At 62.7% G+C, this 25,596-nt stretch carries 22 protein-coding genes; 17 read left to right on the top strand and 5 right to left on the bottom strand.

Translation table 11 applies throughout. The features are described from left to right. Nucleotide 1: 1 nt before the first annotated feature. The 16 genes from B9A12_RS12940 (at nucleotide 2) to B9A12_RS12865 (ending at nucleotide 17,584) form a co-directional block, all read left to right on the top strand. Entirely contained in the window at nucleotides 2-1,180 is a 1,179-nt protein-coding gene (locus tag B9A12_RS12940) for a hypothetical protein (RefSeq protein WP_084058518.1), read from the top strand. A 298-nt stretch (nucleotides 1,181-1,478) separates the two neighbouring features. Then, nucleotides 1,479-2,216 carry a nucleotidyltransferase family protein gene (locus B9A12_RS12935; RefSeq protein ID WP_170920595.1) on the top strand — a complete coding sequence of 246 codons (738 nt, stop codon included), beginning with the start codon at nucleotides 1,479-1,481 and terminating at the stop codon, nucleotides 2,214-2,216. Further along, nucleotides 2,213-3,232, top strand: a complete 1,020-nt coding sequence (locus tag B9A12_RS12930; RefSeq protein ID WP_084058514.1) for a GHMP family kinase ATP-binding protein — start codon at nucleotides 2,213-2,215, stop codon at nucleotides 3,230-3,232. The genes B9A12_RS12935 and B9A12_RS12930 overlap by 4 nt, the downstream gene beginning before the upstream one ends. Beyond that, entirely contained in the window at nucleotides 3,222-4,742 is a 1,521-nt protein-coding gene (locus B9A12_RS17040) for a glycosyltransferase (RefSeq protein ID WP_084058512.1), read from the top strand. Before B9A12_RS12930 ends, B9A12_RS17040 begins: the two co-directional genes overlap by 11 nt. 45 nt (nucleotides 4,743-4,787) lie before the next feature. Next, entirely contained in the window at nucleotides 4,788-5,960 is a 1,173-nt protein-coding gene (locus B9A12_RS12920) for a glycosyltransferase family 4 protein (protein ID WP_084058511.1), read from the top strand. Beyond that, nucleotides 5,957-6,871 (top strand): sulfotransferase family protein, encoded by a 915-nt coding sequence (locus B9A12_RS12915; protein WP_084058509.1) that lies wholly within the window; start codon nucleotides 5,957-5,959, stop codon nucleotides 6,869-6,871. Before B9A12_RS12920 ends, B9A12_RS12915 begins: the two co-directional genes overlap by 4 nt. After that, the gene (locus B9A12_RS12910; protein ID WP_084058506.1) at nucleotides 6,868-8,247 is read left to right on the top strand and encodes a hypothetical protein; all 1,380 of its coding nucleotides are present in this window, start codon (nucleotides 6,868-6,870) and stop codon (nucleotides 8,245-8,247) included. Before B9A12_RS12915 ends, B9A12_RS12910 begins: the two co-directional genes overlap by 4 nt. Next, nucleotides 8,244-9,473: a glycosyltransferase gene (locus tag B9A12_RS12905; protein WP_170920593.1), complete on the top strand. Its 1,230-nt coding sequence runs from the start codon at nucleotides 8,244-8,246 to the stop codon at nucleotides 9,471-9,473. The genes B9A12_RS12910 and B9A12_RS12905 overlap by 4 nt, the downstream gene beginning before the upstream one ends. Next, nucleotides 9,473-11,482, top strand: coding sequence for an asparagine synthase (glutamine-hydrolyzing) (gene asnB, locus B9A12_RS12900; protein WP_084058502.1), 2,010 nt, complete (start codon nucleotides 9,473-9,475; stop codon nucleotides 11,480-11,482). The genes B9A12_RS12905 and asnB overlap by 1 nt, the downstream gene beginning before the upstream one ends. Further along, nucleotides 11,479-12,609, top strand: coding sequence for a glycosyltransferase (locus B9A12_RS12895; protein WP_084058499.1), 1,131 nt, complete (start codon nucleotides 11,479-11,481; stop codon nucleotides 12,607-12,609). The genes asnB and B9A12_RS12895 overlap by 4 nt, the downstream gene beginning before the upstream one ends. Next, nucleotides 12,596-13,108, top strand: coding sequence for a glycosyltransferase family protein (locus B9A12_RS12890; RefSeq protein WP_170920592.1), 513 nt, complete (start codon nucleotides 12,596-12,598; stop codon nucleotides 13,106-13,108). Before B9A12_RS12895 ends, B9A12_RS12890 begins: the two co-directional genes overlap by 14 nt. Then, on the top strand, nucleotides 13,105-13,638 hold the full coding sequence (pssE, locus tag B9A12_RS12885; protein ID WP_084058494.1) for a PssE/Cps14G family polysaccharide biosynthesis glycosyltransferase: 534 nt from the start codon (nucleotides 13,105-13,107) through the stop codon (nucleotides 13,636-13,638). Before B9A12_RS12890 ends, pssE begins: the two co-directional genes overlap by 4 nt. Beyond that, nucleotides 13,635-14,462 (top strand): exosortase/archaeosortase family protein, encoded by an 828-nt coding sequence (locus B9A12_RS12880; RefSeq protein WP_084058492.1) that lies wholly within the window; start codon nucleotides 13,635-13,637, stop codon nucleotides 14,460-14,462. Before pssE ends, B9A12_RS12880 begins: the two co-directional genes overlap by 4 nt. Next, the gene (locus B9A12_RS12875; protein WP_170920591.1) at nucleotides 14,459-15,106 is read left to right on the top strand and encodes an exosortase C-terminal domain/associated protein EpsI; all 648 of its coding nucleotides are present in this window, start codon (nucleotides 14,459-14,461) and stop codon (nucleotides 15,104-15,106) included. Before B9A12_RS12880 ends, B9A12_RS12875 begins: the two co-directional genes overlap by 4 nt. A 211-nt stretch (nucleotides 15,107-15,317) precedes the next feature. After that, on the top strand, nucleotides 15,318-16,631 hold the full coding sequence (locus B9A12_RS12870; RefSeq protein WP_084058488.1) for a VanZ family protein: 1,314 nt from the start codon (nucleotides 15,318-15,320) through the stop codon (nucleotides 16,629-16,631). Next, a complete protein-coding gene (locus tag B9A12_RS12865; RefSeq protein WP_084058485.1) occupies nucleotides 16,628-17,584 on the top strand; it encodes a hypothetical protein in 957 nt (318 codons plus the stop codon). Before B9A12_RS12870 ends, B9A12_RS12865 begins: the two co-directional genes overlap by 4 nt. A 305-nt stretch (nucleotides 17,585-17,889) precedes the next feature. On the opposite strand, the gene B9A12_RS12860 is transcribed toward B9A12_RS12865, so the two are convergent. Next, the gene (locus B9A12_RS12860; protein ID WP_084058483.1) at nucleotides 17,890-18,321 is read right to left on the bottom strand and encodes a hypothetical protein; all 432 of its coding nucleotides are present in this window, start codon (nucleotides 18,319-18,321) and stop codon (nucleotides 17,890-17,892) included. Nucleotides 18,322-18,455: 134 nt separating this feature from the next. Here B9A12_RS12860 and B9A12_RS12855 point away from each other — a divergent pair, with 134 nt between their 5' ends. Next, the gene (locus B9A12_RS12855; RefSeq protein WP_170920590.1) at nucleotides 18,456-19,691 is read left to right on the top strand and encodes a TIGR03790 family protein; all 1,236 of its coding nucleotides are present in this window, start codon (nucleotides 18,456-18,458) and stop codon (nucleotides 19,689-19,691) included. A gap of 254 nt (nucleotides 19,692-19,945) precedes the next feature. Here B9A12_RS12855 and B9A12_RS12850 read toward each other — a convergent pair whose 3' ends face one another. The 4 genes from B9A12_RS12850 to murA form a co-directional block, all read right to left on the bottom strand. After that, nucleotides 19,946-20,989 carry a sigma-54 interaction domain-containing protein gene (locus B9A12_RS12850; protein ID WP_170920589.1) on the bottom strand — a complete coding sequence of 348 codons (1,044 nt, stop codon included), beginning with the start codon at nucleotides 20,987-20,989 and terminating at the stop codon, nucleotides 19,946-19,948. Nucleotides 20,990-21,065: 76 nt separating this feature from the next. Further along, complete coding sequence (locus B9A12_RS12845) at nucleotides 21,066-21,440, bottom strand: response regulator (protein WP_084058477.1); 375 nt, start codon at nucleotides 21,438-21,440, stop codon at nucleotides 21,066-21,068. Between the two features lie 90 nt (nucleotides 21,441-21,530). After that, nucleotides 21,531-24,311, bottom strand: coding sequence for a DNA internalization-related competence protein ComEC/Rec2 (locus B9A12_RS12840; protein ID WP_245802448.1), 2,781 nt, complete (start codon nucleotides 24,309-24,311; stop codon nucleotides 21,531-21,533). Between the two features lie 25 nt (nucleotides 24,312-24,336). Further along, complete coding sequence (gene murA / locus B9A12_RS12835) at nucleotides 24,337-25,593, bottom strand: UDP-N-acetylglucosamine 1-carboxyvinyltransferase (protein ID WP_084058472.1); 1,257 nt, start codon at nucleotides 25,591-25,593, stop codon at nucleotides 24,337-24,339. Nucleotides 25,594-25,596: the final 3 nt, after the last annotated feature.

Raw genomic sequence — 25,596 nt, 5'->3', positions numbered from 1 at the left:
GATGGCGGCCGTATTGCGGGAGCCCGTCTTGTCGTGGCCGGTGTTGATCATCGAAAGCGACGACTGGGGGCCGGGGCCTTCGGAACATGCCGGGGTCCTGCGACGGGTCCTCGCGGTGCTCACGCGGTACCGGGATCACCGGGGAAGGTTTCCCGTTCTGACCCTGGGAATCGTTCTTCGAGCCCTGTACCGGTCCACGGGGATAAGTGCGCCTCACCAGACCACCACCCAATGGGTGGGCTTCCGGGATCCTGTCACACGCCAGCTGGCCGACACCATTCGGGAAGGGTGCCAGAAGGGGGTTTTTGCCCTGCAGCTTCACAGCTGGAACCACCTGGGGGAAGGGGCCTGGCTCCCGCGTTCACCGGTTCCTGGGAGCGGGAGGGAGGGAACCTTTCGCAAGGGGTTTCTTTGTACCGAATCCCTTCCCCCTGAATGGCAGAGTTCGTGGCTGGCTCACCAAGACGGCGCGTCGGGGAAGAGCCGGTCGAAACGGCAGGAACAAAAAGCCTACCGGGAAGCCGTCACCTTCCGGGAGGATTGGCAGATGGTTCCCAAAGTGGCGGTTCCGCCCACCTTCATCTGGAACGATGCGGTGGAAAAGGGTTGGGCGGCTGCCGGCGTGCAGGTCATCGTGACTCCGGGGAGGCGCTGCCTGGCGCGAGATGCCGACAACCGCCCCCTGCCCGAAGGGAAAACGATCTACAACGGAAGCCGAAGCCGCTTTGGGCCGATTTACCTGGTGAGAAACGTCTATTTTGAGCCCCATCGGGGCCACGGTGCGGGAAAGGTGCTGGAGGCCCTGGGGCGGGATCGGCAGGCCGGGCGCCCCACGCTGGTGGAAACCCACCGGTGGAACTTTATCAAGGACGAGGAAACCTGCGAACGGACGTTGGAGGAGCTGGAAAGGCTCTACCGAACCGCCTTGGAAAATCACAAGGACCTGGTCTTCCTGAACACCGAGGAGCTGGCGGAGATGATCCAATCGCCCCGCTCTCCCCTTCGGGAAAGACGGCTCCTGGCCCGGCTCCGGGCCTACCTTTGGCGTATCTGGCAGGACCGGTCTTTGCGCAAGTGGGTCTGCCTCACCGGCTGCTGGGTGCCGGGCTTTGTGCTGCTCAAGGTGGTGGAAACACTCCTAGCGAATTCCCCAAGAAGAGGCGGCCGCAAGGCGTTCTGAGAACACTCCATTGACTTTTTGCTTTCGTAGCGCAGCCTTTGAGGACCCCGAAACATTCGCCTCGATCTGGAATCACTCGGACCCGCCCATCGCACGTCGTGTCGTGAGACAGCCGAACTTTCCCTTCCGTGGAAGGCGACCTCGGCCGCGAGGATGGCCCAACAGCTGACTCACATGGAAAGAAGCTTCATCAGGGTTGTGAGCCCCAGTTTCAATGGAGGTTCGTCCTGTTGTCGCCGGGCTCCACGTTCTCGTCTTTGACCAGAATCCCAACGTTGTGCCTGAAGAAGGACTGCCCATGGAGTGCTTGAAGGCAAAGAAACACCAGCCCTTGCCCGTTCTGGTGCTGGCCGGCGGCCTGGGAACCCGGCTGCGCCCGGAGGTTCCGGACCGGCCCAAGGCCCTGGCCCGGGTGGCGGGCGAACCCTTTCTGGGGCGGCTCCTCCGGTGGCTGAAGGCCCAGGGTCTGGAGCGGGTGGTCTTGTGCGTGGGATACCTGTGGGAGCGGATCGCCGATTATGTGGGCGACGGCGCCCCGTGGGGCCTGGAGGTGGTCCTTTCGGTGGAAGAGACCCCACTGGGGACGGCCGGGGCGTTGAAGAACGCGGAAAGGTACGTGCAAGGTCCCTTCTTTGTCCTGAACGGGGACACCTTCCTGGATGTCTCTCTGGCCGCTCTGGCCCGTTTTCATGAAGAAAACGGCTGGCTCGCCACGCTGGCCGTGACCCACGTGGAGGACGGCGTTTCTTTCGGCGTCGTGGAAATGGATTCCCGGGGGAGGCTCCTTTCCTTCAACGAAAAGAAGGGCATTCCGGGAAGGCCGGCATGGATCAACGGGGGAGTCTATCTCCTGGAACGACGCGTCCTGGGAGCCATCGCGCCGGGACGGGCCGTGTCCCTGGAAAAAGAGGTGCTGCCCGGCCTTTTGGATCACGGCGAGGCGCTGGGATGCTTCCCCGCCCGCGGCACCTTCCTCGATATCGGGACCCCGGATCGGTATCGCAAATCCCAGAAAGAACTGGAGCACCTGCCATGATCTTTCGAAGCAAGGCCCCGCTTCGCATCAGTTTCGCCGGCGGCGGAACGGACGTGCCCCCCTATCCCCAAGAAAGGGGGGGCGCGGTCCTGAGCGCCACCATCGACAAATACGCCTACGCCTCGCTGATCCCCGGGGGCGACGGCCACATCGAGGTCCAGTCCCTGGACTACGACATCGTGGCCAAGTACCACACAGACGAACGCCTCCCCTACGACGGGGAACTGGACCTGGTCAAGGCCGTCATGCGCAATCTGGGAACCCCCAGCGGCTTCCGTCTCTTCATGCACACGGACGCTCCTCCCGGATCCGGCCTGGGAACCTCCTCCACGGTGGTGGTGAACCTCATCGGGCTCTTTCAGCGCTGGCTTCGAAAACCCTTGGTTCCCTACGAGATCGCCCAGCTGGCCTACCGCATCGAGCGGATCGAGCTGGGGATTAAGGGCGGCATGCAGGATCAGTATGCGGCCACCTTCGGGGGATTCAATTTCATCGAGTTCTTGGGAGAAACCGTGGTGGTCAATCCCCTGAGGATCCCCCGGGAGCTCATCAACGAACTGGAATACCGGCTCCTGCTTTGCTACACCGGAAAAACCCGCCTTTCCGCCAATATCCTGGACCGCCAGATTTCCAGTTACCAGCAAAAGAAGAGGGACGTGGTGGCCGCTCTGGACGCCACCAAGGAGCTGGCCTTCGAACTGAAGCGGGCCCTTCTGACCGGGAAACTGGACGATTTCGGGGATCTTTTGCACCAGGGTTGGGAGATGAAAAAGCGTTTCGACAGCGCCATCACCAACGCCCAGATCGACACCATGTACGCAGAGGCCCGCAAGATGGGCGCCCTGGGGGGGAAGGTCCTGGGCGCCGGCGGTGGAGGCTATTTACTGCTTTTCTGCCCCTTCGACCGCAAACACCTGATCGCCGAGCGCCTGGAACAACTGGACGGCCAGGTGGTGGAATTCAGCTTCGAGCAAAGCGGGGTGCAGAGCTGGCAGATCGGGGCCCATGTCCAGTGATTCCCAAGCGCTAAGGGAGTCAAGCTCAACTGACGGCCTGGGGGATCGGGAGTTCATCAAGGGGGAACCTGAGTCTTGGAATCTGTCCGACAATAGCCTTTCGGCTTTCTTGGTGGATTCCCAACTACTTGAAATTTCGGTGTTCCACGTGGTTTTGGGGCTCTCAGACAGTCTTATTGGGGCGGGTTCGGAATCCAACCCTGCTCCCGCAAGGCCAGGCCGGCAGCACGGGCCCGCCTGGGGGCCCCAACCTTCCGTCCGCACAAGAAGGGAGCAGCCTGGGTATTCTCGGACAAGCCCCTTGGGGAGGAATGCGGAACCCTTGGCGGATCATGGTCTTCCACTTTGCCGGGAGGAACACGGGGAGCTGGCGGGAATGAGAGACAGAAAAACTCTCGGACAAGGTCATGGAGGGCGTTCAATGGCCCAGCAAAGGGTGGACAAATGTCTGCGGTTGGCATGGCTGGACACGTCGCCAGCTGGGCTTTCGCCTTCCCAATACACTCGAGGTCAAAAAAGCTCGCAAGTGGGAAACCCGCGCACCTTTGCTTGCCGGGGATGGCGCGTTCAGACGGATTTTATTGACGCCTCGCCTTTTCCACTGAATCCGTTGCGAAGGCAGCACACATTGTATGCCGGCTTCGACCCCGTGCGGGCGCTACGCCTTCTGCTCTCCCGGGAAAATTACGATGGCGTCATCGCGGTGGGGGAATCGTCGGCTCTTGTCTATCTGTGGTCTCGCGACTTGACGGGAATAGGTGGACCGGTCGTTCTGTATGATCCTCCTCTGGACTATGGGTGGCGTGCACGGCGATGGGTATTGGATCAAGTGCTGAGCCGTTGCGACGGGGTGTTGGTTCGTGGTTCCAATCAGAAACGCTTTCTCCAACGTCGCTACGGGAAGCGGTGCCGCGTTGAAGTCGTCTATCACGCCATCGATACCGACTTCTGGGCGCCCCAAGAAAATACCCTCGGAGACTACGTGTTTAGCATCGGGGACGACCCCGGTAGAGACTTTCAGACATTGTTGCGGGCGGTGAAAGGCCTTCCTGTGAAGGTGGTTGTTAAGACAGGATCCCACCGTCTTCCGGAGTCTGCGAGCCTGCCGTACGTGAAGATCATAAGAGAAAGGGTGTCCTTCGACGAGCTGAAGAAGCTTTATGGCGGGGCGCGCTTAGTCGTGCTTCCCCTGAAGGATACGATTCACGCCGGGGGAGTGAACAGTCTTCTGGAGGCCATGGCCATGGGAAAGCCCATCCTGGTCAGTCGTTCTCAGGGAATCACAGACTACTACATCCGAGGGCAAACGGCCGTGGATTTTTCACCGGGGGATTGGGAGGGCCTGCACAGGGCCATTCTTGATCTATGGGACGATGAGAATCGGTTGCGCGATCTGGGAAGCAGTGCCCGTCGGTACGCACTGGAGAGATTTTCCCGCCCCGTTTTCAACCAAGGCTTTTACTCTGCGCTTCTTAGAATCTTCGCAGGGGAAAAAGAGCATAAGTTTTGAGGGCTAAAAATGCGAGGGCAACTCCAGCAACATGGCGAAAGGACAATGAAAACGCTTGAAGCACGCCCACGTTATCTGGTGATTACCGAAAAATTCCCGCCTCGAAAAGGCGGCTCCAACACGACCTTCGAAGAGGTCTACAAGCGCATCGGAGACGGGGGAACCCACATCGTGACCGCCGATCAGCCGGGAGCGGCGGCTTTCGATTGCCAAAGCCCCAACACGATCCACCGGCTGAAGCTGGAGCGGCATCCCTGGTTGCGGCCCGAATCTTTGGCCATCTACGGGCGTCTTCTGATGAAGAGCTTGAGACTGAGCCTCACGCATCCCTTCGACGAAATCCACTGCGGGCGGGTGCTTTCGGAGGGCTTTGTGGGATGGGTCGTCTCCCGCCTGCGGAGGCTTCCGCTTCTCATCTACGCCCACGGGGAAGAGATCACCACGTGGCGCACCCCTGCCAAGTATCGGCTCATGCGTTTTACCTATCGCAGGGCGGATGCCCTGTTGGCCAACAGTCGCTTTACCCGGGATCTGCTCTTGGAGATGGGGGTGGCGAGGGAAAAGATACACGTGGTCTATCCCGGGGTGGACCTGGACTTTTTTCGGCCCTGCCCCGACAAGAAGAGGCTTCGGAAAAGGATGGCCCTTGAAAACGGCGAGCGGATCATCCTTTCTGTGGGCCGTCTCACCCGAAGAAAAGGATTTCATCAGGTGATTCAAGCTCTTCCAGTTCTCATGGAACGAGGTGTTAACGCAACCCACGTGGTAGTGGGAATCGGTCCGGATGAAAACTTCCTTCGGGAAACGGCCGCCCGGTGCGGCGTGGCCGATCGTGTCCGCTTGCTGGGGGCTGTCCCCAACCAGGAGCTTCTTTTCTGGTATCAGGCGGCGGATGCGTTTGCCATGCCCAACTACGATGTGGGAAACGACACGGAAGGCTTCGGCAAGGTCTACGTGGAGGCCTCGGCGTGCAAGACGCCTCCCATCGCGGGCCTGACCGGAGGCACAGGCGATGCCGTGATCCACGAAGTGACGGGCCTTCGCGTGGACGGCTCCTGCGTTTCGGCCGTCGCCGAGGCGCTCTATCGTCTTCTTACGGACATGCGGTTGAACCAGACGCTGGCGCAACAGGGCTATGAACGGGCTCATCGGGAGTTTTCCTGGGACGTTTCGGCCCGAAGGACGGCGGCGCTCCTGAACGGGAGGAAGTGGACATGACGCAAGGGACCGGTGTTCCCTCTTTTCAACGGCTGGTCAACAAGGTGCGTCGCATCATCGAAGGCCCGCCGGTGCGGGAAAAGACGATTGTCAAGGTGGTGGATCCGTCGGCGAGGAAACGCTGTCCCCCGTGCTTCTTGATCGGAGTCTACCGCTCCGGCACCACGCTCCTTCGTTTTGTGTTGGACAGCCACAGCCGCATCGCCGTGCCGCCTGAGACCAATTTTCTGAGTGGCCTGGCCGAACTGTATGGTTCCCAATGGATGCGCAAGGGCCTGCGGGGGGTCGGCGTGGACGAGGACGGCCTCCTGGAACGCCTCCGGGACTTCGCCTGGACCATTTACGACGACTACACCTTGGCCAAGGGAAAAGCGCGCTGGGTGGACAAGACTCCCTCCTACGTGGATATCCTGGACTTCATCGATCTTCTCTTCGGGCCCGAGTGTCGCTTTATCATGCTCTACCGCCACGGCCTGGACGTGGCCCAGTCCATGGCCGTGGCCTATTCGAACAACGGACTGGCTGGTCCCGCCAAACTCTACGCGGATCTCTACGTCCGTTCCCCCCGCCTGGCCTTCACCCTCTATTGGGCGGATCAATGCCGCAAGATGATGGACTTTGAGCGCCGCCATCCCCAGCGCTGCCATCGGATCCGCTACGAAGACTATGCGGCGGACCCCAAGGGGTATTTGCCGGCGGTTTTTGAATTTCTAGGGGAAGAGTGGGAGCCCCATGTCCTGGACTATCACAAGACTTCCCACGACTTCGGACTCCAGGACCACAAGATCGAAACGGCCCGTGGTTTCAAGCCGAAAACGGGGACGTACCGGCATTGGGATCGGGCCGAAACCGCCGAGGCGGCCCGGATTGCCGCCACCGTTCTGGAACAGTTGGGTTATCGCGTGCCATGAGTAAAAAGGGACGCGTCGTCCTGGGCTGCCTGATCTTGGGGGGCGCATTGTGCTTTGCTTCGCGTGCCTTGGCCGGAGCGGAGTCGGCTGGAGTGCGGACCCTCACCTGCTTTCACAAGGGCATCCCCGTGGCTGAAGACGGCCACTTGGGGTTTCGCCCGCTGGACAGAAAGGTGATGGACTGGGTGCCCGGTGACGATGTGGACGGCACAGGGCGTGCTTTGGTGCGGTTGGCGCCGGGGCATCGGGCCCTCTTTTTCCAGGCGGGGCTGCGGCGGCTCTATCTGCTCAGCGGATCGACCCAATACCTTCCTGGAACCGCCCATCTGCTCGCATTCAGCGTCCGCATCCCTGCCGGATCCCCCCTTCTTTCGCCCAACGGGGTCAGAACCTTCGGCGTGTGGACCTATCACTGGAGACCGGGAGACGAGCACGTGGGAGGTCCCAACAACCGCGGGCTTGCCACCGATTCCATGATGCACGGATACGCGGAGTTTTCCTTTCGCCCGGAATGTGCGGGCCGCTGGATTCGGGTCCGGCTCTCGGAAAAGGCCTTTCAGAAACAGCGGGATTACTACCATTGGTACGCCGCTTCCGGTGTTTCGGCCCCCTACGATTTCTGGGCCACGTTGAGACAGCTTCAGTTCGTCGCCTTGGAAGATGGGGGCGCCGAAAGGGTGGATTGGGAATTGGACTGCCTGGGCTTGGAGCGGCGCGCCCCGCTGGTGGAGGTGCACCCGTCTTTTCATCGATCCACGGCCCGGGCGGGGGAGGGGCTGTCGGTGCCCATCCGGGTCACCAACCCCACCCGGACGGACCGTTCTTATCGATACTTTGTTTCCAGCACCCTGGGGGCCGACCGGGAGACCCTTCACCGGCTGGTGTGGAAGACGGACAGCCTGGTGCCCGCCCGTCTGGCGCAAAGAGCCGTGAAGGCCGGCGGGGGGATGGGGGCGGTGCGCCTCTATGATGCTTCCCTCCAGCCGGTGGGCTATCATGAAATCCGTGTTCGTGCGGGCGAAACCTGGCGAGGCGTCCTGGTCCACCGGATCCATCCGGCCATGCTGGGACCTGTTCGGCGGATTTCCTACTCCGAAAGGACCTTTTCCGTGCGGCGGGACACCCTGATGACGACCCTTATCTTCTGGGATCCCCATGAACCCCCCGAAGGAGACGATGCTTGCTTGGTGAATCCGGGAAGCAACGCCGATCAGACGGGACATCGAGCGCCGCCGGGGTTCCCGGTGCAGCAACCCATGCCTCCTCCGGGATGGCGAAGCCGCGACGTGCCCCTTTCCCGGCCCGGCGGGGTGGTGGTGACCGTGGTGGACCTGGAAGGAGACGTACCAAAGGACCGGAAGGGTTCCGAAGAATGAAGATTCTCACACTCTCTTCCGTCTATCCCAACCCGGCCCAACCCACTCTGGGCCTTTTCGTTCGGGAACGGATGCAGCGGGTGGCGGACGAGGGCCAGGAGGTGACCGTCGTGGCCCCCGTGCCGTACTTTCCCGCCGATCCCCTCATCCGGTCCGTCAAGAGAGGCTACCGGCCCGCGGTTCCCGGGCGTCTCCGGCCGTCGAACGGCGCCGTGCTCCATCCCCCCTTCCTGTGCCCTCCGGGGGTGTTGAAGAGCCTGGACGGGTGGCTCTACGCCCTGTCGCTCCTCCCCGTGCTCCAAAGGGTGCACGGCCGGTCCCCGTTCCAGCTCATCGACGCCCACTTCACCTACCCGGACGGAGTGGCCGCGAGCCTTTTGGCCCGTCGTTTCGGCGTTCCGTTCACCGTCACCCTTCGCGGAACCGAGGTGCCCCATGCGCGCGAAAGGCTCAAGCGAGTTCAGATGAAGCGGGTTTTCCGGCGCGCGGCGGCCCTCATGGCCGTGAGCGGCTCCCTGGCACGGCTCGCCGTGGAGCTGGGAGCGCCTCCCCAAAGGGTTCACGTGATCCCCAACGGCGTGGACACCGGCCGTTTCCGTCCCCTGCCCCAGGAGGAGGCCCGCCGCGGTTTGGACCTGCCGGTCCAGGGCCCGGTGCTCCTCACCGTGGGGGCGCTGGTGCGTCGAAAGGGCATCCACCGCGTCCTGGACGTTCTGCCGCGCCTGTGCCGACGTTATCCCGATCTGGTCTACGTGGTGGTGGGAGGCGGATCCGTGGAAGGGGACATGAGCCGCGAGCTCCATCGGATGATTGGAGAAAGGAATCTGGGCCAGCACGTGCGGATGGAAGGGCCTCGTCCCCCGGACATGCTGCCGGCCTACTATTCGGCGGCGGATCTCTTCGTGCTGCCCACCACCAACGAAGGGTGGGCCAACGTGCTCGTGGAAAGCCTGGCCTGCGGCACGCCGGTGGTTACCACCCACGTGGGCGGAAACCGCGAAGTGGTGTGCCGCGATGCTCTGGGGATCGTCCTGGAGACCCTGGATCGGGAGGCCCTGGAAGAGGCGATATGTTCCGGGCTGGAGCGATCCTGGGATCGGGAAGCCGTGGCCGCCCACGCGGCGAGCAGGGACTGGAGCCGAGTGGCTTGCGAGGTGATCCGGGTCTTCCAGAAGGTCGTGGCCGAGCACCAAACCTCCGAGGTTGGTAAAGGAAGGACATCCTGATGTGCGGTATCGCCGGCATCTTGCACCGCGATGGAACTCCCGTGGACCCGGATCTTCTGGTCCGCATGACCCGGATCCTGACCCATCGGGGCCCCGACGATGAGGGCTACTACGTCCACGGCCGCCTCTGGTGGCCACCTCCCACCCAATGCGCGGCATCGCCCAAGACGCTCCCAGACTCCACGTCCTCACGGCTTCAGGACGTCCCGACCTCACGCCCCCTCGACTCCCCCCTCTCCGCTGCCCACTCTCCCATCGCGTTGGGCCATCGCCGTCTTTCCATCATCGATCTCCACTCCGGCCGCCAGCCCCTGGCGAATGAAGACGGGTCCGTCTGGGTGGTCTTCAACGGGGAAATCTACAATTTCCTGGAATTGAGGGCCGAGCTCATGGGCCGGGGCCATCGGTTTCGAACCCGCACGGACACCGAGGTGATCGTCCATGCCTACGAGGAATGGGGAACGGGGGCGGTGAGCCGGTTTCGTGGCATGTTCGCCCTTGCCCTCTGGGACGCCCGCAAAGGGCGTCTGTGGCTGGTGCGGGACCGGCTGGGGAAAAAGCCGCTCTACTACGCGGAATGGGGCAAAAAATTTTACTTCGCATCGGAGATCAAGGCGATCCTGGAGGCGCTGGAAGGAATCCCCCGGGTGGACGAGACGGCCCTTTCCGACTATCTGTCGCTTCAGTACATCCCGGCGCCCAAGACCATCTACCGGGATATCCGAAAGCTTCCCGCGGGTCACGAGGCGGTGATCTCGGCATCGGGCATGGCCCTTCGGTCCTACTGGGACCTGTCCTTCCAATCGCCAGCCCACGGGCGCCGGGAGGAGGATCTGGCGGAGGAGCTTCACGGCCTTTTGCAGGAAGCGGTGCGGCTTCGCCTCATCAGCGATGTGCCCCTGGGGGCCTTCCTTTCCGGCGGCGTGGACTCCTCGGCCGTGGTGGCCCTCATGGCGGCTGCGTCCCAAGAGCCGGTCCTCACCAACACCATCGCCTTCGACACGGAAGACTACGACGAAGCCCCCTTCGCCCGACGACTCGCCCGGCATTTCTCCACGGATCATCACGAATTCCGAGTGACGCCCCAAAGCCTTCCTGTCATCGACACTCTGGCCTGGCACTACGATGAGCCCTTTGCCGACCCGTCGGCGGTTCCCACCTATTACGTGTCCAAGATGGCTCGCCAGGTCGTGACGGTGGCCCTTTCGGGAGACGGTGGGGACGAAAACTTTGCAGGCTACAGCCGCTACCGGTTCGATGTGGCAGAAGAGCGGGTCCGGCGGATCGTGCCCCGGGTCCTCCGTCGAGCTCTTTTCGGCCCCCTGGCCGGGTGGTTTCCCAAAAGCCCGGGGGTGCCGCGCTTCCTTCGGGCTGGCACGGTGCTTTCCAACCTGGCGAGGGATCCGGAGGAAGCCTACTTCGCCTCCATGTCCGGCATGCCGGAAGAAGACAAGCACCGACTCTTGAACGGCCGCCTGCGGGGCGCCCTGAAAGATTACCGCACGAAGGATCTCTTTCGGGATCTTTACCGGAGGGCGCCGGCCCGGGACCATCTGTCCCGACTCCAGTACATCGATTTCAAGACCTATCTTTGCGAAGACATCCTGACCAAAGTGGACCGGGCCAGCATGGCCGTCTCCCTGGAAGTCAGGTGTCCCATTTTGGATCACGTTTTGGTGGAATTCGCCGCGGGCATTCCCTGGCGTTTCAAGCTCAACGGGCTGCAGGGCAAGCACATCTTCAAGAAGGCCGTGCGCCGGAGTGTGCCGGCCCACGTGCTGGAGCGCCACAAGAAGGGGTTCGCCGTTCCCGTGGGGGCATGGTTTCGGGGAGAACTGAAGGAATACGCCCGGAGCCTGATCCTGGAAGGGGAGGGCACCCGGCGTTTTTTGGACGGCCGGGTTGCGACCTCCCTCTGGCAGGAACACCAGCAAGGGCGAAGGGACCGCAGCATGGAACTGTGGACGTTGTTGATGCTCAACGCCTGGGCGAGGCGGTTTCTCTTATGAAGTCATCATCGGATGGGCGTCCACGGGTTGTGCACGTGCTTTCCTCCTTCCACACGGGAGGCATGGAACGGGTGGTGGCGTCCCTGGTGGGGGGATTGGACGGCTATGAACACGTGCTGGTGTGCATGAGCCGGGCGGGGGCCGCCGTGAAGCTCCTGCCCCGGCAAACGCCGTGGGTGGAATTGCGAAAACCCCCCGGCAACCCGCCCCTTTTTCTGCTTCGCCTGGCGGCGGAACTTCGCCGGTGGCGCCCGGATCTTGTGTGCACCTACAATTGGGCGGGGATGGATGCTGTCTTGGCCGCCGGCCTGGGCCGGGTTGGTCCCGTGCTCCATAACGAGCACGGGTGGGTGATGGAGGATCTGGACGGACGGAACGGAAAAAGGACATGGGTGCGCCGCGTGCTCTCGTCCCGGATGGATGCCGTGGTGTGCGTTTCCAAGCAGATGGAACGGTGGCTATCCCAGAGGGTTCGCGTGCGGTGCCCGGTGGTTCAGATCTACAACGGGGTGGATACGGACATCTTCCGCCCGGGAACGGCATCCAGGGCGCTTCGCCGGGAACTGGCCCTTTCCCACGACGCCTTCCTGATGGGGATCGTGGCCAGGCTGGACCCGATCAAGAACCATGGCTGCCTCTTCCGGGCCGTGGAACAAGTCCGTCGCCGCCATCCCCATGTCCATCTGGTCGTGGTGGGCGACGGTCCCTTGAAGAAGACGCTCCAGGACCAAGCTGGAGGCGGGATCCATTTTGTGGGCGAGCGGGCGGATGTTCCCGAGATTCTTCGCGACCTGGATCTCTTTGTCCTCCCGTCCCTCAAGGAAGGCGTTTCCATGACGATCCTGGAGGCCATGGCCGGCGGCGTGCCCGTGGTGGCGCTCAAGGTGGGTGGAAATCCGGAGATCGTGGAAGACGGAAAGACGGGCCGCCTCGTGGAGGAAAACGATCCGAGGAAGCTGGCTCAGGTCCTGGAAGGCTACGTCCTGGATCCACAAAAGGGAAGGGAGCAGGGCTTGCGGGGGCGGGATGTGGCGGTGAAGCGTTTCAGCCTGAAGGCCATGATCGGTTCCTACGATGCCTTGTATCGTTCCATGCTGGAAAAGGGGAGGGCTTATGGAACGGCATAAGGGGCGCAGGAAGCGGCTGCTCGTGACGTTGGCGGGAGGGGGCTTTTTCTGGGAAACGGTGGCGTTGCTGTCCCAATTCGACAAACGATTCTGCTACCATTACCTCACCACGCGCCCCCTGCCCAGAAGCCTGGAGCAGTTGGGGATTCCCAAGGGGACCGAACACCGGGTGACGAGCCTGACCCGGCTGGGACGGTCCCTGAAAAGGCAGGCGGGGGAGGATCTTCTGAGATCCCTTTGGGAAGTGGGACGCGTGATGCGCCGGGTGGACCCCGATGTGGTGATCACCGTGGGCTCTTCCCTGGCCGTTCCCCTGTGTCTGTGGGCGAGACTCATGGGCCGGGAAACGATTTTCGTGGAAAGCATCACCCGGGTGACGGTGCCTTCCCGCACGGGAAGGATCTTGGATTTTTTCCGGCTCTGCGACGGGCTCTACGTTCAGTGGCCCGAAAGCACTGGCATGTACCGGAACGCCCTTTATGGAGGAAATGTCCTATGATCTTCGTCACCGTGGGGACGACCCTGCCCTTCGACGATTTGATCCGGCAGGTGGACCGCCTGGTGGAACGCGGCGAGATCCACGAACCGGTGGTTTGCCAGATCGGAACGGGAAGCTACCGGCCCCGCCACTGCCAATACTTTGACTTTCAGCCCACGCTGGATCCCTGGTATCAGGAGGCGTCGGTGGTGGTGGCCCACGGCGGGACGGGGACCGTCTTGGAGCTACTGGGCCTGCAAAAGCCCTTCGTGGCCGTGGCCAATCCCCGCGCCGTGGACGATCACCAGGTGCAGTTTCTCAGGAAGCTGGAGTCGGTGGGAAGCGTGCTGTGGTGCCGGGACCTGGAAAAGCTTCCCGCCTATCTGCTGGAAGCCCCCGGCCATCGGGCCCAGGGGCTTCCTTATTGTTCGCTGGCCCGGCATTTGATGGAGCGCCTGGAAGACAACCGGAACGGGCGGGCAGCCAAGGGCCCGGGGTCCTTTCACGTGGAGCGGTTTCCATCCGGAAAGACCGAAAGGAAAAGCGCATGAGAGCATTGCAGTGGGTCTTGGTGGCCGTCCCCCTGGGGCTGCTCTACTACGAACCTTTGCGGAGCCTGGTTGATCAGTGGAGCCAGGATCCCAACTACTCCCACGGGTTTTTGGTGCCGCTGGTGTCGGTCTACTACCTGTGGGACCGCAAGGAAGAACTCCGGCAGACGCCGAACACCGGGGCCTATCCTCTGGGCATCCTTGTGCTGGTCGGATCCCTGGGGCTCTACGTTCTGGGCCGCATGGGCGATGAGATGTTCACCGTGCGCCTGTCCCTGCTGGGTGTGTTGTCTGGGATCGCCCTGGTGCTGGGAGGGCGGGAATGGTTTGGCAAGCTGCGCTTTCCCATTTTCTATCTCTTTTTCATGATCCCGCTACCCTACTTTCTCTACAATGAGATCGCCGTTCCTCTGAAGCTCTTCGCCGCCCGGGTGTCCACGGCCGCCCTCCATGCCATGGGCTACACCCTGCTTCGGGAAGGAAACGTTCTGAACCTGCCCGGCCTCACCCTGGAGGTGGCCGACGCCTGCAGCGGTATGCGCTCCCTCATTTCGGTGCTGGCCCTGGCGGGAGCCATCGGCTGGTTCTTTCATAAGAAAGGGACGCATCGTGTGCTGCTGCTGGCATTGGGAGTTCCGATCGCCATCGGGGTGAACGTGGTCCGGATCGTGGTCACGGGCGTCCTGGCCCATCTCTTCGGGCCCGAGATGGCCCAGGGCTTTTTCCATGAATTCGCCGGTTTGGTCATATTCGGAGTGGCCCTGGCGCTGCTCTTTGCCACGAGTTTCATCCTGGGGCGATGGGAAAGGAAGGTGACGCCATGACAACAGTGCGCGGATGGATACCCGCCCTGGTGGTGGCTCTGCTTTTGTCCGGTGCGTGGGCGGCCACGAAGGATTTCGAACGGATCCCCGAACTGAAACCCTTGAAGCCCTTGGGTTCCATCCCAACCACCCTCGGCCCCTATGCCGGGCATGATCTGAAGGTGGACGCCTACGTCCAGAAGGTGCTGGAGCCCACCGACATGCTCTTCCGCACCTACACCGATCCCGCCGGTACCACCGTGGGGCTCTTCATCACCTTCCACGGCAAACAGACCAGCGAATTCCATCCCCATTCGCCCAAGCTGTGCATGCCCGGATCCGGCTGGTTCGCCGAAAAGGTGGAACGGCGAACCATCGACCTGGGAGGCGGGCGCAAGACCCGCGTCATCGCTTCCGTCTATGAACGGGCCGGGGAACGGGAGGTCTTCTTCTACTGGTTCCAGACCGGCCGGCGGACGGTGGCCAACGAGTATTTGCAGAAGCTCTGGATGGTGGTCGACGGGCTGACCCGTCACCGGACCGACGTGGCCTTCATCCGCCTTTCCACCCGCGCGGAGGGGCCGGCCACGGAACGGGCCCAGGCGCGCCTGGAGGACTTCCTACGACGGCTCCAGCCCCATTTGGACGCGGTCCTGCCGCACTGACGAGGGCGGTTCGCCCTGGCCCCCCACCGGGCCCCAAAGGGGGCGGGCCGCTCATAAGGGCGGCTCTTTTTTTGCGGAAACGCCGGTGGTTTCTTAATCCGGCAGCGTTTTCGAGAATCTGCTTTCCCCGGGAACGCGGACGGGAGGGCTCCTTGAGAGGAGGTATTCCCTGAAAAACAGGCAAGGCATTTGGCCCTACGGGTGGCTCTTTTTGGGGGCCGCCCTTTTCATCTCCTATGGGAGTCTCGTTCCGCTGAACTTCCATCCCGTGGGCTGGGCGGAGGCCGTCTCCAGAGTAGCGGCCCCATCCTTTTGGGACTTTCGGATCCGGTCCAAAAGCGATTGGGCCGCCAATTTCCTGATCCTCGTGCCAACGGCCTACTTTGCCCGTGGTTTTTTCCGTACGCGAATGTCCTTCCTGGGAGGCTTCGGTGCCGGTCTCGTGGCCCTGCTCGCCTGCAGCAGTCTTTCGTCGCTCATTGAGTTTGCGCAGATCTTTTTTCCGCCCAGGGTACCTTCTTCTTCGGATCTGCTGGCGCAGGTGTTGGGCGCCGGTTGCGGGATCGGTCTTCACGGGTGTGTGGGAGGGCGCCTGGAGCAGTGGATGCGCTCCTTTAGGAGCGAATCCAGATGGGAACGTGTTGCCAGGTATGGCCTGGTTGCCTACATGTGGGCCTTTTCCCTCTACCAGTTGATGCCTCTGGATTTGACGCTCAGTCCGGGGGATCTCTTTCGAAAGTGGCGGGCCGGTCGGATTCATATGGTACCCTTCCGCTTCGCCTACGACTCCGCCGCCGAAGCCCTCTACCAATTCGCCACGGATATGGCGCTGTGGGCCCCCGTGTGCGTCCTTTTCCTACTGGGCTCCCGCATGTCCAAAACGACGGCGGTCCTCTCCACGGTGGCCCTTTCCGCCCTGTTGGAAGGATTGCAACTCCTCGTCTTGTCCCGAACCACCGACACCACCGATATCGTGGCGGCGGCGGCGGCGGCCGTAGCGGTGGCCCTCCTGTGGCGGCCCAGGCAGACTTCTGCCGCCTGGGGGAGGGGCTCCAGAGACTCCCTCCTGGCCGTGTTGGGCCTGGTGGGCTTCGTTGTCTGGTGCCTCGTGGTCGTGTGCGTCTTCTGGTATCCGTTCAACTTCACCCAAAACGGCATGGAAATCTCCGCCCGCCTTCGGGAGTTCTTCCGAGTTCCTCTGGTCACCTACTTTTATCGAAGCGAGATCATGGGACTGACCGAGATCCTCAGGCGTCTTTTGTGGTTCGCGCCCCTGGGGGTTTTCGCGTTTGCCATGGTGTCTCCCTTGAACCGGTGGGGGGTGGGGCGTTTGAAATGGCTGATCCTCATCCCGCTTCTGGCGGCCGTCGCCTTTGGTGTGGAACTTGCCCAGGTGGCCTTGCCTGGCAAGGTGGCCGATGCGACAGATGCTCTGCTGGGGACCCTTGGGGCCGTCATGGGTTCGTGGGGGGCCTCGCGGTTCGTACCCCTGTTGCTTGAGCAACGGCTGGAGAGGAAACCGTGAGACGATTCATTCCCTGGTTCGCGGGCGTAGTGGTGATTTGCTCTCTGGCGGTCTGGGTGGGGCAACGGCACCCGGGGGTTCCCTATAACGTGCGCGAAGCCTTAGGCCACACGGACTGGCTGCGAGGCGGTTTCTTTTGGGCCATCGTCCTTTATACGGCCCTGGGTTCTCCCATGGCGGTCGCCCGTCTCTTGGTATCCGTGGATGGCGTGCCCGTGGGATCGTTTCTGTCCTTCACGACCATCCAGTCCGTGTTTCTGGCCGTTTTGCTGGTCTCGGGGGCTCCGGTCGAATCGATCCACGACCTGGTGGGAAGTCCCACGTTGGGCTGGCCCCATTGCGTCGAATTGGCCTGTCGATTGGTCGGGTTGGTAGCCGCTCCGTTTGCCATTCTGAACAGTGCGGCCCTGCTGGCCCTTGGAGGGTCGAACCGGGTGCTCCATTGGGACATCCTGGGTGCCATCGCCCTTGCCTTGACCGCGTGGTATGGGGTGGTGGTCCTTGGGGCCAATACGGACAACATCACCGAATTACTTCCCAACCAGGGACACAGTATGCGACTCGGCGCCCTTGCCTTGTGGTTCTTCCTTATGGGGATCGGTAGCTCCTTCCCGGCAGCTTTAGCGGGAAGCGGGCGATGGGCTCGATTCTTTTTCTTCCTGGTGATTGTCGCCGCGGCCGTGCCGGCGGCTTGGTGGCTGCTTCAATGGGGGACCGAAAGCCGCGTGTTCAAATACGGCCGGACCTTTTCCGCGTTCCAGTTTCTTCTCAGTTCCGGTCGGGAGAGGTTGGTGGAGGGGCGGATGCTTTTTCTTCGCTACGCTTTGGTTCATCTGGGCGCAGCGATTTTGGGGATGATCTGCCAATTTTCCGTCTTGGCTCCGGGTTGTGAACGGCCCTCGCACCGCGCCGATGCGACCAACCAGGGGCGTGTCCGAAAAATGCCCGATTGATCCCTTTGGGTAGTGACCTGGCGGTGTGGTACGACAAGCAAGGGCGGGCTCGCCGAAGCTGGGCCGAACGCGGGAGACGGTCGCGTTTGGCAGGGCGTGCCGCCGGGTCGGCCCTATTGAGCGGAAGATCCCCCACCGTGGCCTGGGCCATCGGGTAGGGGCTGCCTGATGGGGCTGGGAGGTCCCTTCGCCGCGGGGCGGAAGCCCACGGCCCACAATAGTGTGTGGGACGTGGGGCGCGTTGGGACGAAAGACGGTTCTCGGACGGCCTCCGTGGAGCCGGTATGGCGGCACTTGGTGAGGTGTCAGGTATTGCTCTCAGCCGGTGCGGGGCCGGTGCCGAGCCGTTCGTTGATGCCGTCGATGATCTTCTGGGCGAATTCCGTATCGATGTAGTCCGGGGTGCTGGTGGGGTGGGCTGTCGTGCGGGCTTGGATGCCCACCGAGGCCGAATCGGGCCCGGAACGGTAGACGTAGACCCGGATGTATCCCAGTTGGCGGGTGGATCCCTGAAGAGTTCCCTGTTCGCCGTCGAAGGAGCTTCCGTGCACCGTCACTCCCAGGGTGCGGAGGGTTTCGGTGGCAGCGTTCCAGACCGCGCTGACCGGCGCTGCGATGTTGGCCGACAAGTCCATGGTGCGCCGCGCGTCCATGGCGCTCTTGAGAGTGTTGCATCCTGTTTGGAAACTCAAGCCGATCAGGAGAAGAAGCCAGAGGATCCGACGGGCCGCATTCATCGTTGTTCTCTCCTTGCTTTGCTGAAATGGGGGTTTGGAGCCGGCATGCCGTGAAGCGTTTGTTTTCCTCACATGAATCATATTTGCAGGGGCCTTGTCAAAGGCCAATGTGGGGGCGGGAAAGGAGCACGTCTGTGACGGTATTCAGGTCCTTGGCCACCTTGGGGGGCTTTCTTTTCCTTCTGGGGTCCCTTTCGGGGCCGCTGGCTTCCCGGGATGCCTTGGCCATGCTCACGCCCCGCCAAACCCTGGTCATTGCCAACCGTCGTTCCTCCTCGGACGTGGATCTGGCCCGTTACTACATGGCGCGGCGCAAGATCCCCCCAACCCACCTGGTCCAGGTGGATGCCGGAAAGGGACGTGGGATCGGCCGGGCGTTGTACCGGGAGAGGATCCTGGGGCCGGTCCTTTCCGCCGTGCAGGCATTGGGATCGGCGCCCATCCGATGCCTGGTGCTCATGCCCGGACTGCCCGTTCAGGTGGACGCCCCGCCCAGGCCGCTGGAAGAGCAGCGGCGCCGAGAGGTGCTCAAGCGGGAAGAGGCCAATCTGAAAAAGCGCATCCGCGATCTGGAAAAGACATCGCCTCTGCGCCAAGACCTCCAAAAGAGGCTGAAACAGATTCAAGAGGCCCTCAGGAAAATGAGGCGGCCCGTGGCATCCGCCGCCCTCGATTCCGAACTGGCCCTGGCCCTCGTCCCTTCCTATCCCTTGGAAGGTTGGCTGCCCAATCCGGCCTACGTGGGTGGGGGAAAGGGAGACCGCTGGACATCCCCCGGCAGGATCCTCGTGGTGGCGCGTCTGGCAGGCGCATCGCCCCAGGCGGTCAAAAAACGCATCGACCAAACGTTGAAAGCCGAAAGCAGAGGTCTTCGCGGCATCGCCTACTTCGACGCCCGGTGGCCTGCCGCTCAAGGGGATAAGAAAAGGAAGCGATCCGCCTACGCCCTTTACGATCGATCAATCCACCGGGCCGCCGAGCTCGTCCGAAAGAGCGGGCGCCTTCCCGTGGTCGTGGATGATCGGCAGACCGTCTTCCAGCCCGGCCAGTGCCCGGCCGCGGCCCTCTACTGTGGCTGGTACAGCGTGGGAAAGTATGTGGACGCGTTCAGCTGGGTTCCCGGGGCCGTGGGCTACCACATCGAGAGCAGCCGCACGTGGATGAAGAACCTTCAGGCCCGGGGGGTGGCCGTCACCCTGGGGCCCCTACGGGAACCCTATCTCCAGGCCTTTCCTTTGCCCCATGTCTTTTTCGGCCTTCTCATCAGAGGGGATCTCACCGTGGGCGAGGCCTACCTGGCCAGCCTGCCCTACCTTTCGTGGCAGATCATCCTGAGGGGGGATCCCCTGTACCGGCCGTTCGCCAAATGATGAGCGGAAAACCGGTTCGGCCGGATCCCATGGCGGGAAAGGCAATCCGTCCATTCCCGCGGTTTAGACATCACCACACGGGACGGTTTCCACGCTTTGTGCTCTCGGCGTGCTGTGATGGGCGCCGTTTCTCGGGTTGTTTAAACATTTCCAGTGACTTCAGAAGGTGCTTTGCACGGGGTAGATGCCGGGGGGTACCAGGGGAAGGGTAATGGTCCGTCTTGTCAGTTGGGGTGTTGTTCTGGGGCGTGCTCCTAGCGGGGCGACAGGTCCATGTCTTTCAGTTTGTAGAGCAGGGCGCGGTAGCTGATCTTGAGGATCTTGGCCGCCTCGCGCCGGTTCCAGTTGGTTTCTTCCAGGACCTGCTTGATGAGCGCCCGTTCCACCCTCTGCACGGCCCGGTCCCGCACCTCTTTGAGTGACGGGAATTGTTTTTCCTCGCGCGGATTGTGGTTATCGGCCAGTGCTTCCTGGGCGGCCTCCTCGATCACGGCCTCGGGCGAAGGGGAAGGGTCGTCTTCGGGCGCCGGGTTCCGGTTCAACCCGCCGCTTTCCAGCTCGGCTTCGATCTCTTTCGATTCTCCCATGACCAGAAGGCGCTTCAGGTAATTTTCCAACTCCCGAACATTTCCCGGCCAGTGGTAGGTCTGGAGCAGCTTCATGAGCCGCGGGGACAGGTCCGGCTTGGGAAGACGGTGTTTTTTCGACAGGTGCTCCAGAAAATAGTGCACCAAGGGTTCCACATCTTCCGGGCGTTCTCTCAGGGGTGGAACCACGATGCTGATGGTGTTGATGCGAAAGTAAAGATCTTCCCGGAAATTTCCGGACAGGATCTCCGCTTCCAGGTTCCGGTTGGTGGCCGCAATGACCCGAGCCCGGGCTTCGATCTCCCGGTGGCCTCCGATCCGGGGAAATTTCTGGTCCTGGAGGACCTGGAGCAGCTTGGCCTGCAAGGACTGGGGAATCTCACCGATTTCGTCCAGGAAGATGGATCCGTCGGCAGCGGCCTCGAACTTTCCCATCCTCTGCTTGTCCGCTCCCGTAAAGGCGCCCTTTTCGTATCCAAAGAGTTCCGTTTCGATCAGCTCCCCGGGAAGGGCGGCGCAGTTGACCTTGATAAAAGGCCTCTTTTTTCTGGACGAGTAATAGTGCAAGGATCGGGCTACCAGTTCCTTGCCCACCCCGCTTTCGCCGGAAATGAGCACGTTCAGATCCACGTCCGCCACCTTGCGGATGATCTCACGGATCTTCTCCGTACTGCGACTGACTCCTATGATGACAGGTCCATCGTCCGGCATGGTTTCATCCGATCCTGATGGGTGAGGCAAAGCCGCTCCTTGTCCCCAGGCGACACGGGCCATGTAAGCCATGATCCTACGGGGATTCCGGCTCGTCAGCCGCGAGAAGCTCCTGGACCGCGCCCAGAAGGTTTTTCAAGTCAAATGGTTTGGACAGGACGCGGTCGGCGTGCTCTCTTTGCGCCAGTTCTTCCGGGGAATTTCCATACCCGGTGATGCAAATGATGGGCAGGTCAGGATTGCGCTTCTTCACGATCTTGAGCAGACCAATGCCGCTCACATAGGGGAGCATCACGTCCACCACGATGAGATCGAAGGACTCCTTTTCGATGGCCTCCATTCCTTCCAATCCATCGGCCGCTTGGACTACCTGATAGCCGGTTTCCTCCAGAAAGTTCTGTAGGAGGTCCCGCAATCCTTCGTCGTCTTCAATGACCAAAATGCGCTTCATGGCCTACCCGCCGTTGATTCTTGAGGTTACGGCAACCGCTTTCCGAATCGTCCCGCGGAAGGAAAGAGGTGGAAAAAACTTGCAATAAACCTATTCGCTCCGACCCCAAAAGTCAAAGGAAAAAGGGGGGAGGTGTGAAATAGTTTGCACTTCTTTGGCGGGGGGGGCCCGACTGCCTTGCATCGGGTTGCGGCCGGGCGCAAAGGTGCGCAGGAGCCAGCGGCGGCCGTCGCTTTCGGCAAAGAGGGCCCCTTGGCGGTCGGTCCGAAGGACGGGGATGGAGCGGGTGCGGCAGCGCTGGAGGAATGCCTTGGCCGGAAAATGGAACGGATTGAGATGGCCGCAGGAGACGAGAACGGCTTCCGGACGGAGCGCGTCCAGAAGGGCCCCTCCGGTTGAGTGGGCACTGCCGTGGTGGGGAGCAACCAGGATCCAGCGGCGGACGTCTCGAGGCACACGGCGAAGGAGGTGCTGTTCCACCCTGGAGCTGATGTCGCCGGGGATGAGGATTCCCGTCTTTCCATATGTGACGGCCAGGACCACGGAGACATCGTTCAAATCGCCGCCGTCCCACAGCCTTTCAACATAGCCTCGGCTGGGGTGCAGGATTCGGACTCGGCAATCGCCCAGCGGGAATCCGGTGCCGTCTGGGCCGTCCTGGGCCGCCGTCACGGGGGATGTTTCCCGGGGCCCTGCCCGGAAGATGGGAGCGTTTTCCACGATGGGGACCACGGGAATCTTTCGTTTTCGGCAAATGGCGGCCGTTTGTGTTTGCCCCGTCGGGTTGCCGGCCAGCCCGCTTTCCAGATATCGGCTCACCCGGAAGTGTTTCAGGATGAACTTGAGGCCGTTTCGATGGTCCGCCTGGTCGTGGCTGAGAACCACCCAGTCGAGCTTTTTGACGCCCAGGGCCCACAGGGCGGGGGCCACCACGGCCCGGCCCACATCGAAGGTTTCGTCGTAAAAGCCCCCGCCGTCCACCAGCATGGCGCCGTCGCCGCCGCATTGGACCAAGGTGGCGCTTCCCTGGCCCACGTCCAGCACGGTGACCCGCAGGGAGTTCGCGCTGGGGGTGATCGGATGGGGCACCCACCAGCCCGCCGCCGCGAGAAGTCCAAGGGCCGCCAGAAAGGCGGCCTTTTTTTTCGGCGTAAGCGCCGAAAAAAGCACCAGGGCCCCGCCGTAGTAGGCCGCCAACAAGACGGCGGGCATGCGCCCCACGTGGGCATAGGCGAAAGGAAGCCCCGCCAAGGCATCCACCGCCCGAAGGGCTCCCTGGAGCACCCCGCCGGAGATCCGGATCAGGGCCGATCCCGCAACGGACCATAAGGGATGGACGGCCAGGCCCACCAGACCCAGGGGCAGCACCAGGCATCCCATGACGGGAACCACCAGGGTGTTGGCTGCCAGCCCCACCAGGCTCAATCCGTGGAAGTGATAGGCCGTCAGGGGCCAAACCGCCGCGGTGGCCGCGGCCGACAGCAGGAAGGCGTCCACGAAAGGTCGCAGCCAAAAGGCCCTTCCGGACCGGATGTGCGGCCAACGCCGCCCCATCCACCCGCTGAGCCGGGGATAGAGCAGCGCGATGCCCAGAAAGGCGGCAAAGGAAAGCTGAAAAGAGGCGCGAAAAAGATTCCAGGGATCGGAGGCCAGCAGCGCCACGGCCGCAGCGGCTACGAGAGAAACGGGGTCCGGGCGCCGGAAGGACCAGACGGCGACCACCGCCAGGCCCAGCATGCAAAGGGCCCGTTGGGTGGGCAGGGCCAGGCCGGCCAGAAGGGCGTAGAGCGCCGCGGCCGCCAGGGCGGCGGCCCACCCCGCGTGCACATCGGGCAGGGTTTCCAGAAGCCTTGGAACAAGAAGGCGCAGGCCGAGGCGTGTCACCCAAAACGCCACCCAGGCGACGATCCCCACGTGAAGGCCGGAGATGGCCAGCAGGTGAAGCACGCCGGCATCCCGGAACCGATTGAGGCTTCGGGCCGGGATCATGTGCCGGTATCCCAAGAGAAGAGCGCAGCCCACCGCCGCCCCATCGCCTTCCAAAGTCTCCAGGATCACTCCGCGGCTTCGCTGACGCAAGCCGTCCACCCACCGGAAGACCATTTCAGGAAAAGACGCCACGGTGTGGACCACCGTCCCGATGGGGGATCGGGAGACTTTCAACGAAGGGCGTTCCATGAGGCGGTCTGTTTTGACAAAGGCTCGGGCGAAGAAACCCTGCCGGGCCTGATAGGCCACGTAGTCGAACCCGCCAGGATTTTGGAAGTTATGAAAGGAGCGCAGCTTGAGGCGCGCTTTCAAGATGTCGCCCACTCGCCAAGCGCTTTCCAGGTGCTTGACCACCAGCCGCACCCGCACGCCCTGCGGGCAGGGATCGGTGCCGGGTGACCTTGGAAGGGGGGAGTGTTCGCCTGTCGCGATTGCTTCCGCCGCTCCAGGAAGTTTCCCTGCCGTTGTGGGGCGGTTTCCCCTTTTTTTCCTGGGGGAATGGAGAGGAGGTGCCAGGCGGAGGAGCGATAGGGGAAGGACTGTCTTTTCCGGATAAAAATCGGGGAAACCCGATACGACGGCCGTCACCGTCTCTTCTGGGCCGTCCAGGTGCGGTGCGAGCCACTGGGGAAAGCGGCTTGTCTCCTTCGCACGGTCTTGAAGAAGGAATCCCAAGCCAAAGGAGGCGCCCAGCACCAGAGCGGCCAGGATCCAGTGCGTTCCGCAAAAGATGGGCAAAGGGCGGTGATTTCGGAAAAGGATCGGCGCCAGGATACGTCCGAGGAGGGGAATCGCACCGGCCAGGGCCGCAACCCACACCATTCCGGCCGACCCCAGGTGCCGTGCGACCAGACCGGCCGCCAGCGCCAGGGCCACGGGCACCAAGGGCCGCGGCCCCAGCGGGGCCCTACTCCCGTTCCCTCCAGATGCGGGCTCCCACGGCCCGGAGTTTTTCGTCCAGCGCCTCATAGCCGCGTTCCAGGTGGTAGATGCGGCTCACGTCCGTGCGGCCCCGGGCCGCCAGGCCCGCCAGCACCAGCGATGCGGAAGCGCGCAGATCCGTGGCCATCACGGGGGCTCCGGAAAGGCGCTTTACTCCGCGCACCACGGCGCTTCGGCCGTCCAGATGGATGTGGGCCCCCAGCCGCTTCAGTTCGCTCACGTGCATAAAGCGGTTCTCAAAGATCTGCTCCTTGATCACACTCACCCCGTTTCCCAGGGTCATGAGGGCCATGAATTGGGCCTGCATGTCCGTGGGGAAGCCGGGATAGGGCCAGGTGGTGACGTCCACGCTTCGGATGCCGTCCTCAGGGGCCGCCACCCGCAGGGTATCGCGTCCGACCTGGATGGAAAGGCCGGCCGCCTGGAGTTTTCGGATCACCGCGTCCAGGTGGTCCGGGCGGCAATGGGTGAGCTGAAGGCTGCCGCCTGTGATGCCGGCCGCCGCCAGGTAAGTGCCCGTCTCGATCCGGTCGGGGATGACGGCGTGAGGCCCGCGGGGCTGCAATTCCTCCACTCCCTGGATGCGAATGACGGCCGTTCCCGCCCCTTGGATGCGGGCTCCCATCTCCTGGAGGTATTGGGCCAGGTCCATCACCTCCGGTTCCCGGGCCGCATTTTCCAGAACCGTTTCGCCTTCGGCCAGGGCGGCGGCCATCATGAGGTTTTCCGTGCCGGTGACCGTCACCTGGTCGAACGTGAAGGTGGTTCCGTGCAGTCGTCCGCAGCGAACCAGCACGTAGCCGCCTTCCAGCTCGATGTGCGCTCCCATCTCCTCCAGGCCCCGAAGGTGCAGGTTGATGGGGCGGGCCCCAATGGCGCACCCACCCGGCAGAGACACCCGAGCGCGACCGTAGCGGGCGGCCAGGGGGCCCAGAACAAGAACGGACGCTCGCATGGTCTTGACCAGTTCATAGGGTGCTTCCGGGGTGGCCACGGCCGTGGTGTCCAGGCGGAGTCCGTGATTCCATCGGCCGGCGGCTCCCATGTGGGTGAGCAGGCGCTCCATGGTGCGGATGTCCCGGAGCCTGGGAACGTTGGTGAAATGGTGGACGCCGGGGGCCAGGAGGGAGGCCGCCATGAGGGGGAGGGCGGCGTTCTTGGCTCCGCTGATTGCAATGGTGCCCTGCAGGGGAAGTCCGCCTTCGATGACCAGTTTGTCCATGAA

The organism is Desulfacinum hydrothermale DSM 13146 (genome assembly GCF_900176285.1).
In the GTDB taxonomy this organism is placed as follows: Bacteria; Desulfobacterota; Syntrophobacteria; order Syntrophobacterales; family DSM-9756; genus Desulfacinum; species Desulfacinum hydrothermale.
Note: the sequence above shows the minus strand (reverse complement) of the source record. Positions and strands in the feature narration are given on the sequence as shown.

Coding starts and splice junctions, on each gene's coding strand:
- B9A12_RS12940 (WP_084058518.1), top strand. CDS start 2: ATGGCGGCCGTATTGCGGGAGCCCGTCTTGTCGTGGCCGGTGTTGATC.
- B9A12_RS12935 (WP_170920595.1), top strand. CDS start 1,479: ATGGAGTGCTTGAAGGCAAAGAAACACCAGCCCTTGCCCGTTCTGGTG.
- B9A12_RS12930 (WP_084058514.1), top strand. CDS start 2,213: ATGATCTTTCGAAGCAAGGCCCCGCTTCGCATCAGTTTCGCCGGCGGC.
- B9A12_RS17040 (WP_084058512.1), top strand. CDS start 3,222: ATGTCCAGTGATTCCCAAGCGCTAAGGGAGTCAAGCTCAACTGACGGC.
- B9A12_RS12920 (WP_084058511.1), top strand. CDS start 4,788: ATGAAAACGCTTGAAGCACGCCCACGTTATCTGGTGATTACCGAAAAA.
- B9A12_RS12915 (WP_084058509.1), top strand. CDS start 5,957: ATGACGCAAGGGACCGGTGTTCCCTCTTTTCAACGGCTGGTCAACAAG.
- B9A12_RS12910 (WP_084058506.1), top strand. CDS start 6,868: ATGAGTAAAAAGGGACGCGTCGTCCTGGGCTGCCTGATCTTGGGGGGC.
- B9A12_RS12905 (WP_170920593.1), top strand. CDS start 8,244: ATGAAGATTCTCACACTCTCTTCCGTCTATCCCAACCCGGCCCAACCC.
- asnB (WP_084058502.1), top strand. CDS start 9,473: ATGTGCGGTATCGCCGGCATCTTGCACCGCGATGGAACTCCCGTGGAC.
- B9A12_RS12895 (WP_084058499.1), top strand. CDS start 11,479: ATGAAGTCATCATCGGATGGGCGTCCACGGGTTGTGCACGTGCTTTCC.
- B9A12_RS12890 (WP_170920592.1), top strand. CDS start 12,596: ATGGAACGGCATAAGGGGCGCAGGAAGCGGCTGCTCGTGACGTTGGCG.
- pssE (WP_084058494.1), top strand. CDS start 13,105: ATGATCTTCGTCACCGTGGGGACGACCCTGCCCTTCGACGATTTGATC.
- B9A12_RS12880 (WP_084058492.1), top strand. CDS start 13,635: ATGAGAGCATTGCAGTGGGTCTTGGTGGCCGTCCCCCTGGGGCTGCTC.
- B9A12_RS12875 (WP_170920591.1), top strand. CDS start 14,459: ATGACAACAGTGCGCGGATGGATACCCGCCCTGGTGGTGGCTCTGCTT.
- B9A12_RS12860 (WP_084058483.1), bottom strand. CDS start 18,321: ATGAATGCGGCCCGTCGGATCCTCTGGCTTCTTCTCCTGATCGGCTTG.
- B9A12_RS12850 (WP_170920589.1), bottom strand. CDS start 20,989: ATGCCGGACGATGGACCTGTCATCATAGGAGTCAGTCGCAGTACGGAG.
- B9A12_RS12845 (WP_084058477.1), bottom strand. CDS start 21,440: ATGAAGCGCATTTTGGTCATTGAAGACGACGAAGGATTGCGGGACCTC.
- murA (WP_084058472.1), bottom strand. CDS start 25,593: ATGGACAAACTGGTCATCGAAGGCGGACTTCCCCTGCAGGGCACCATT.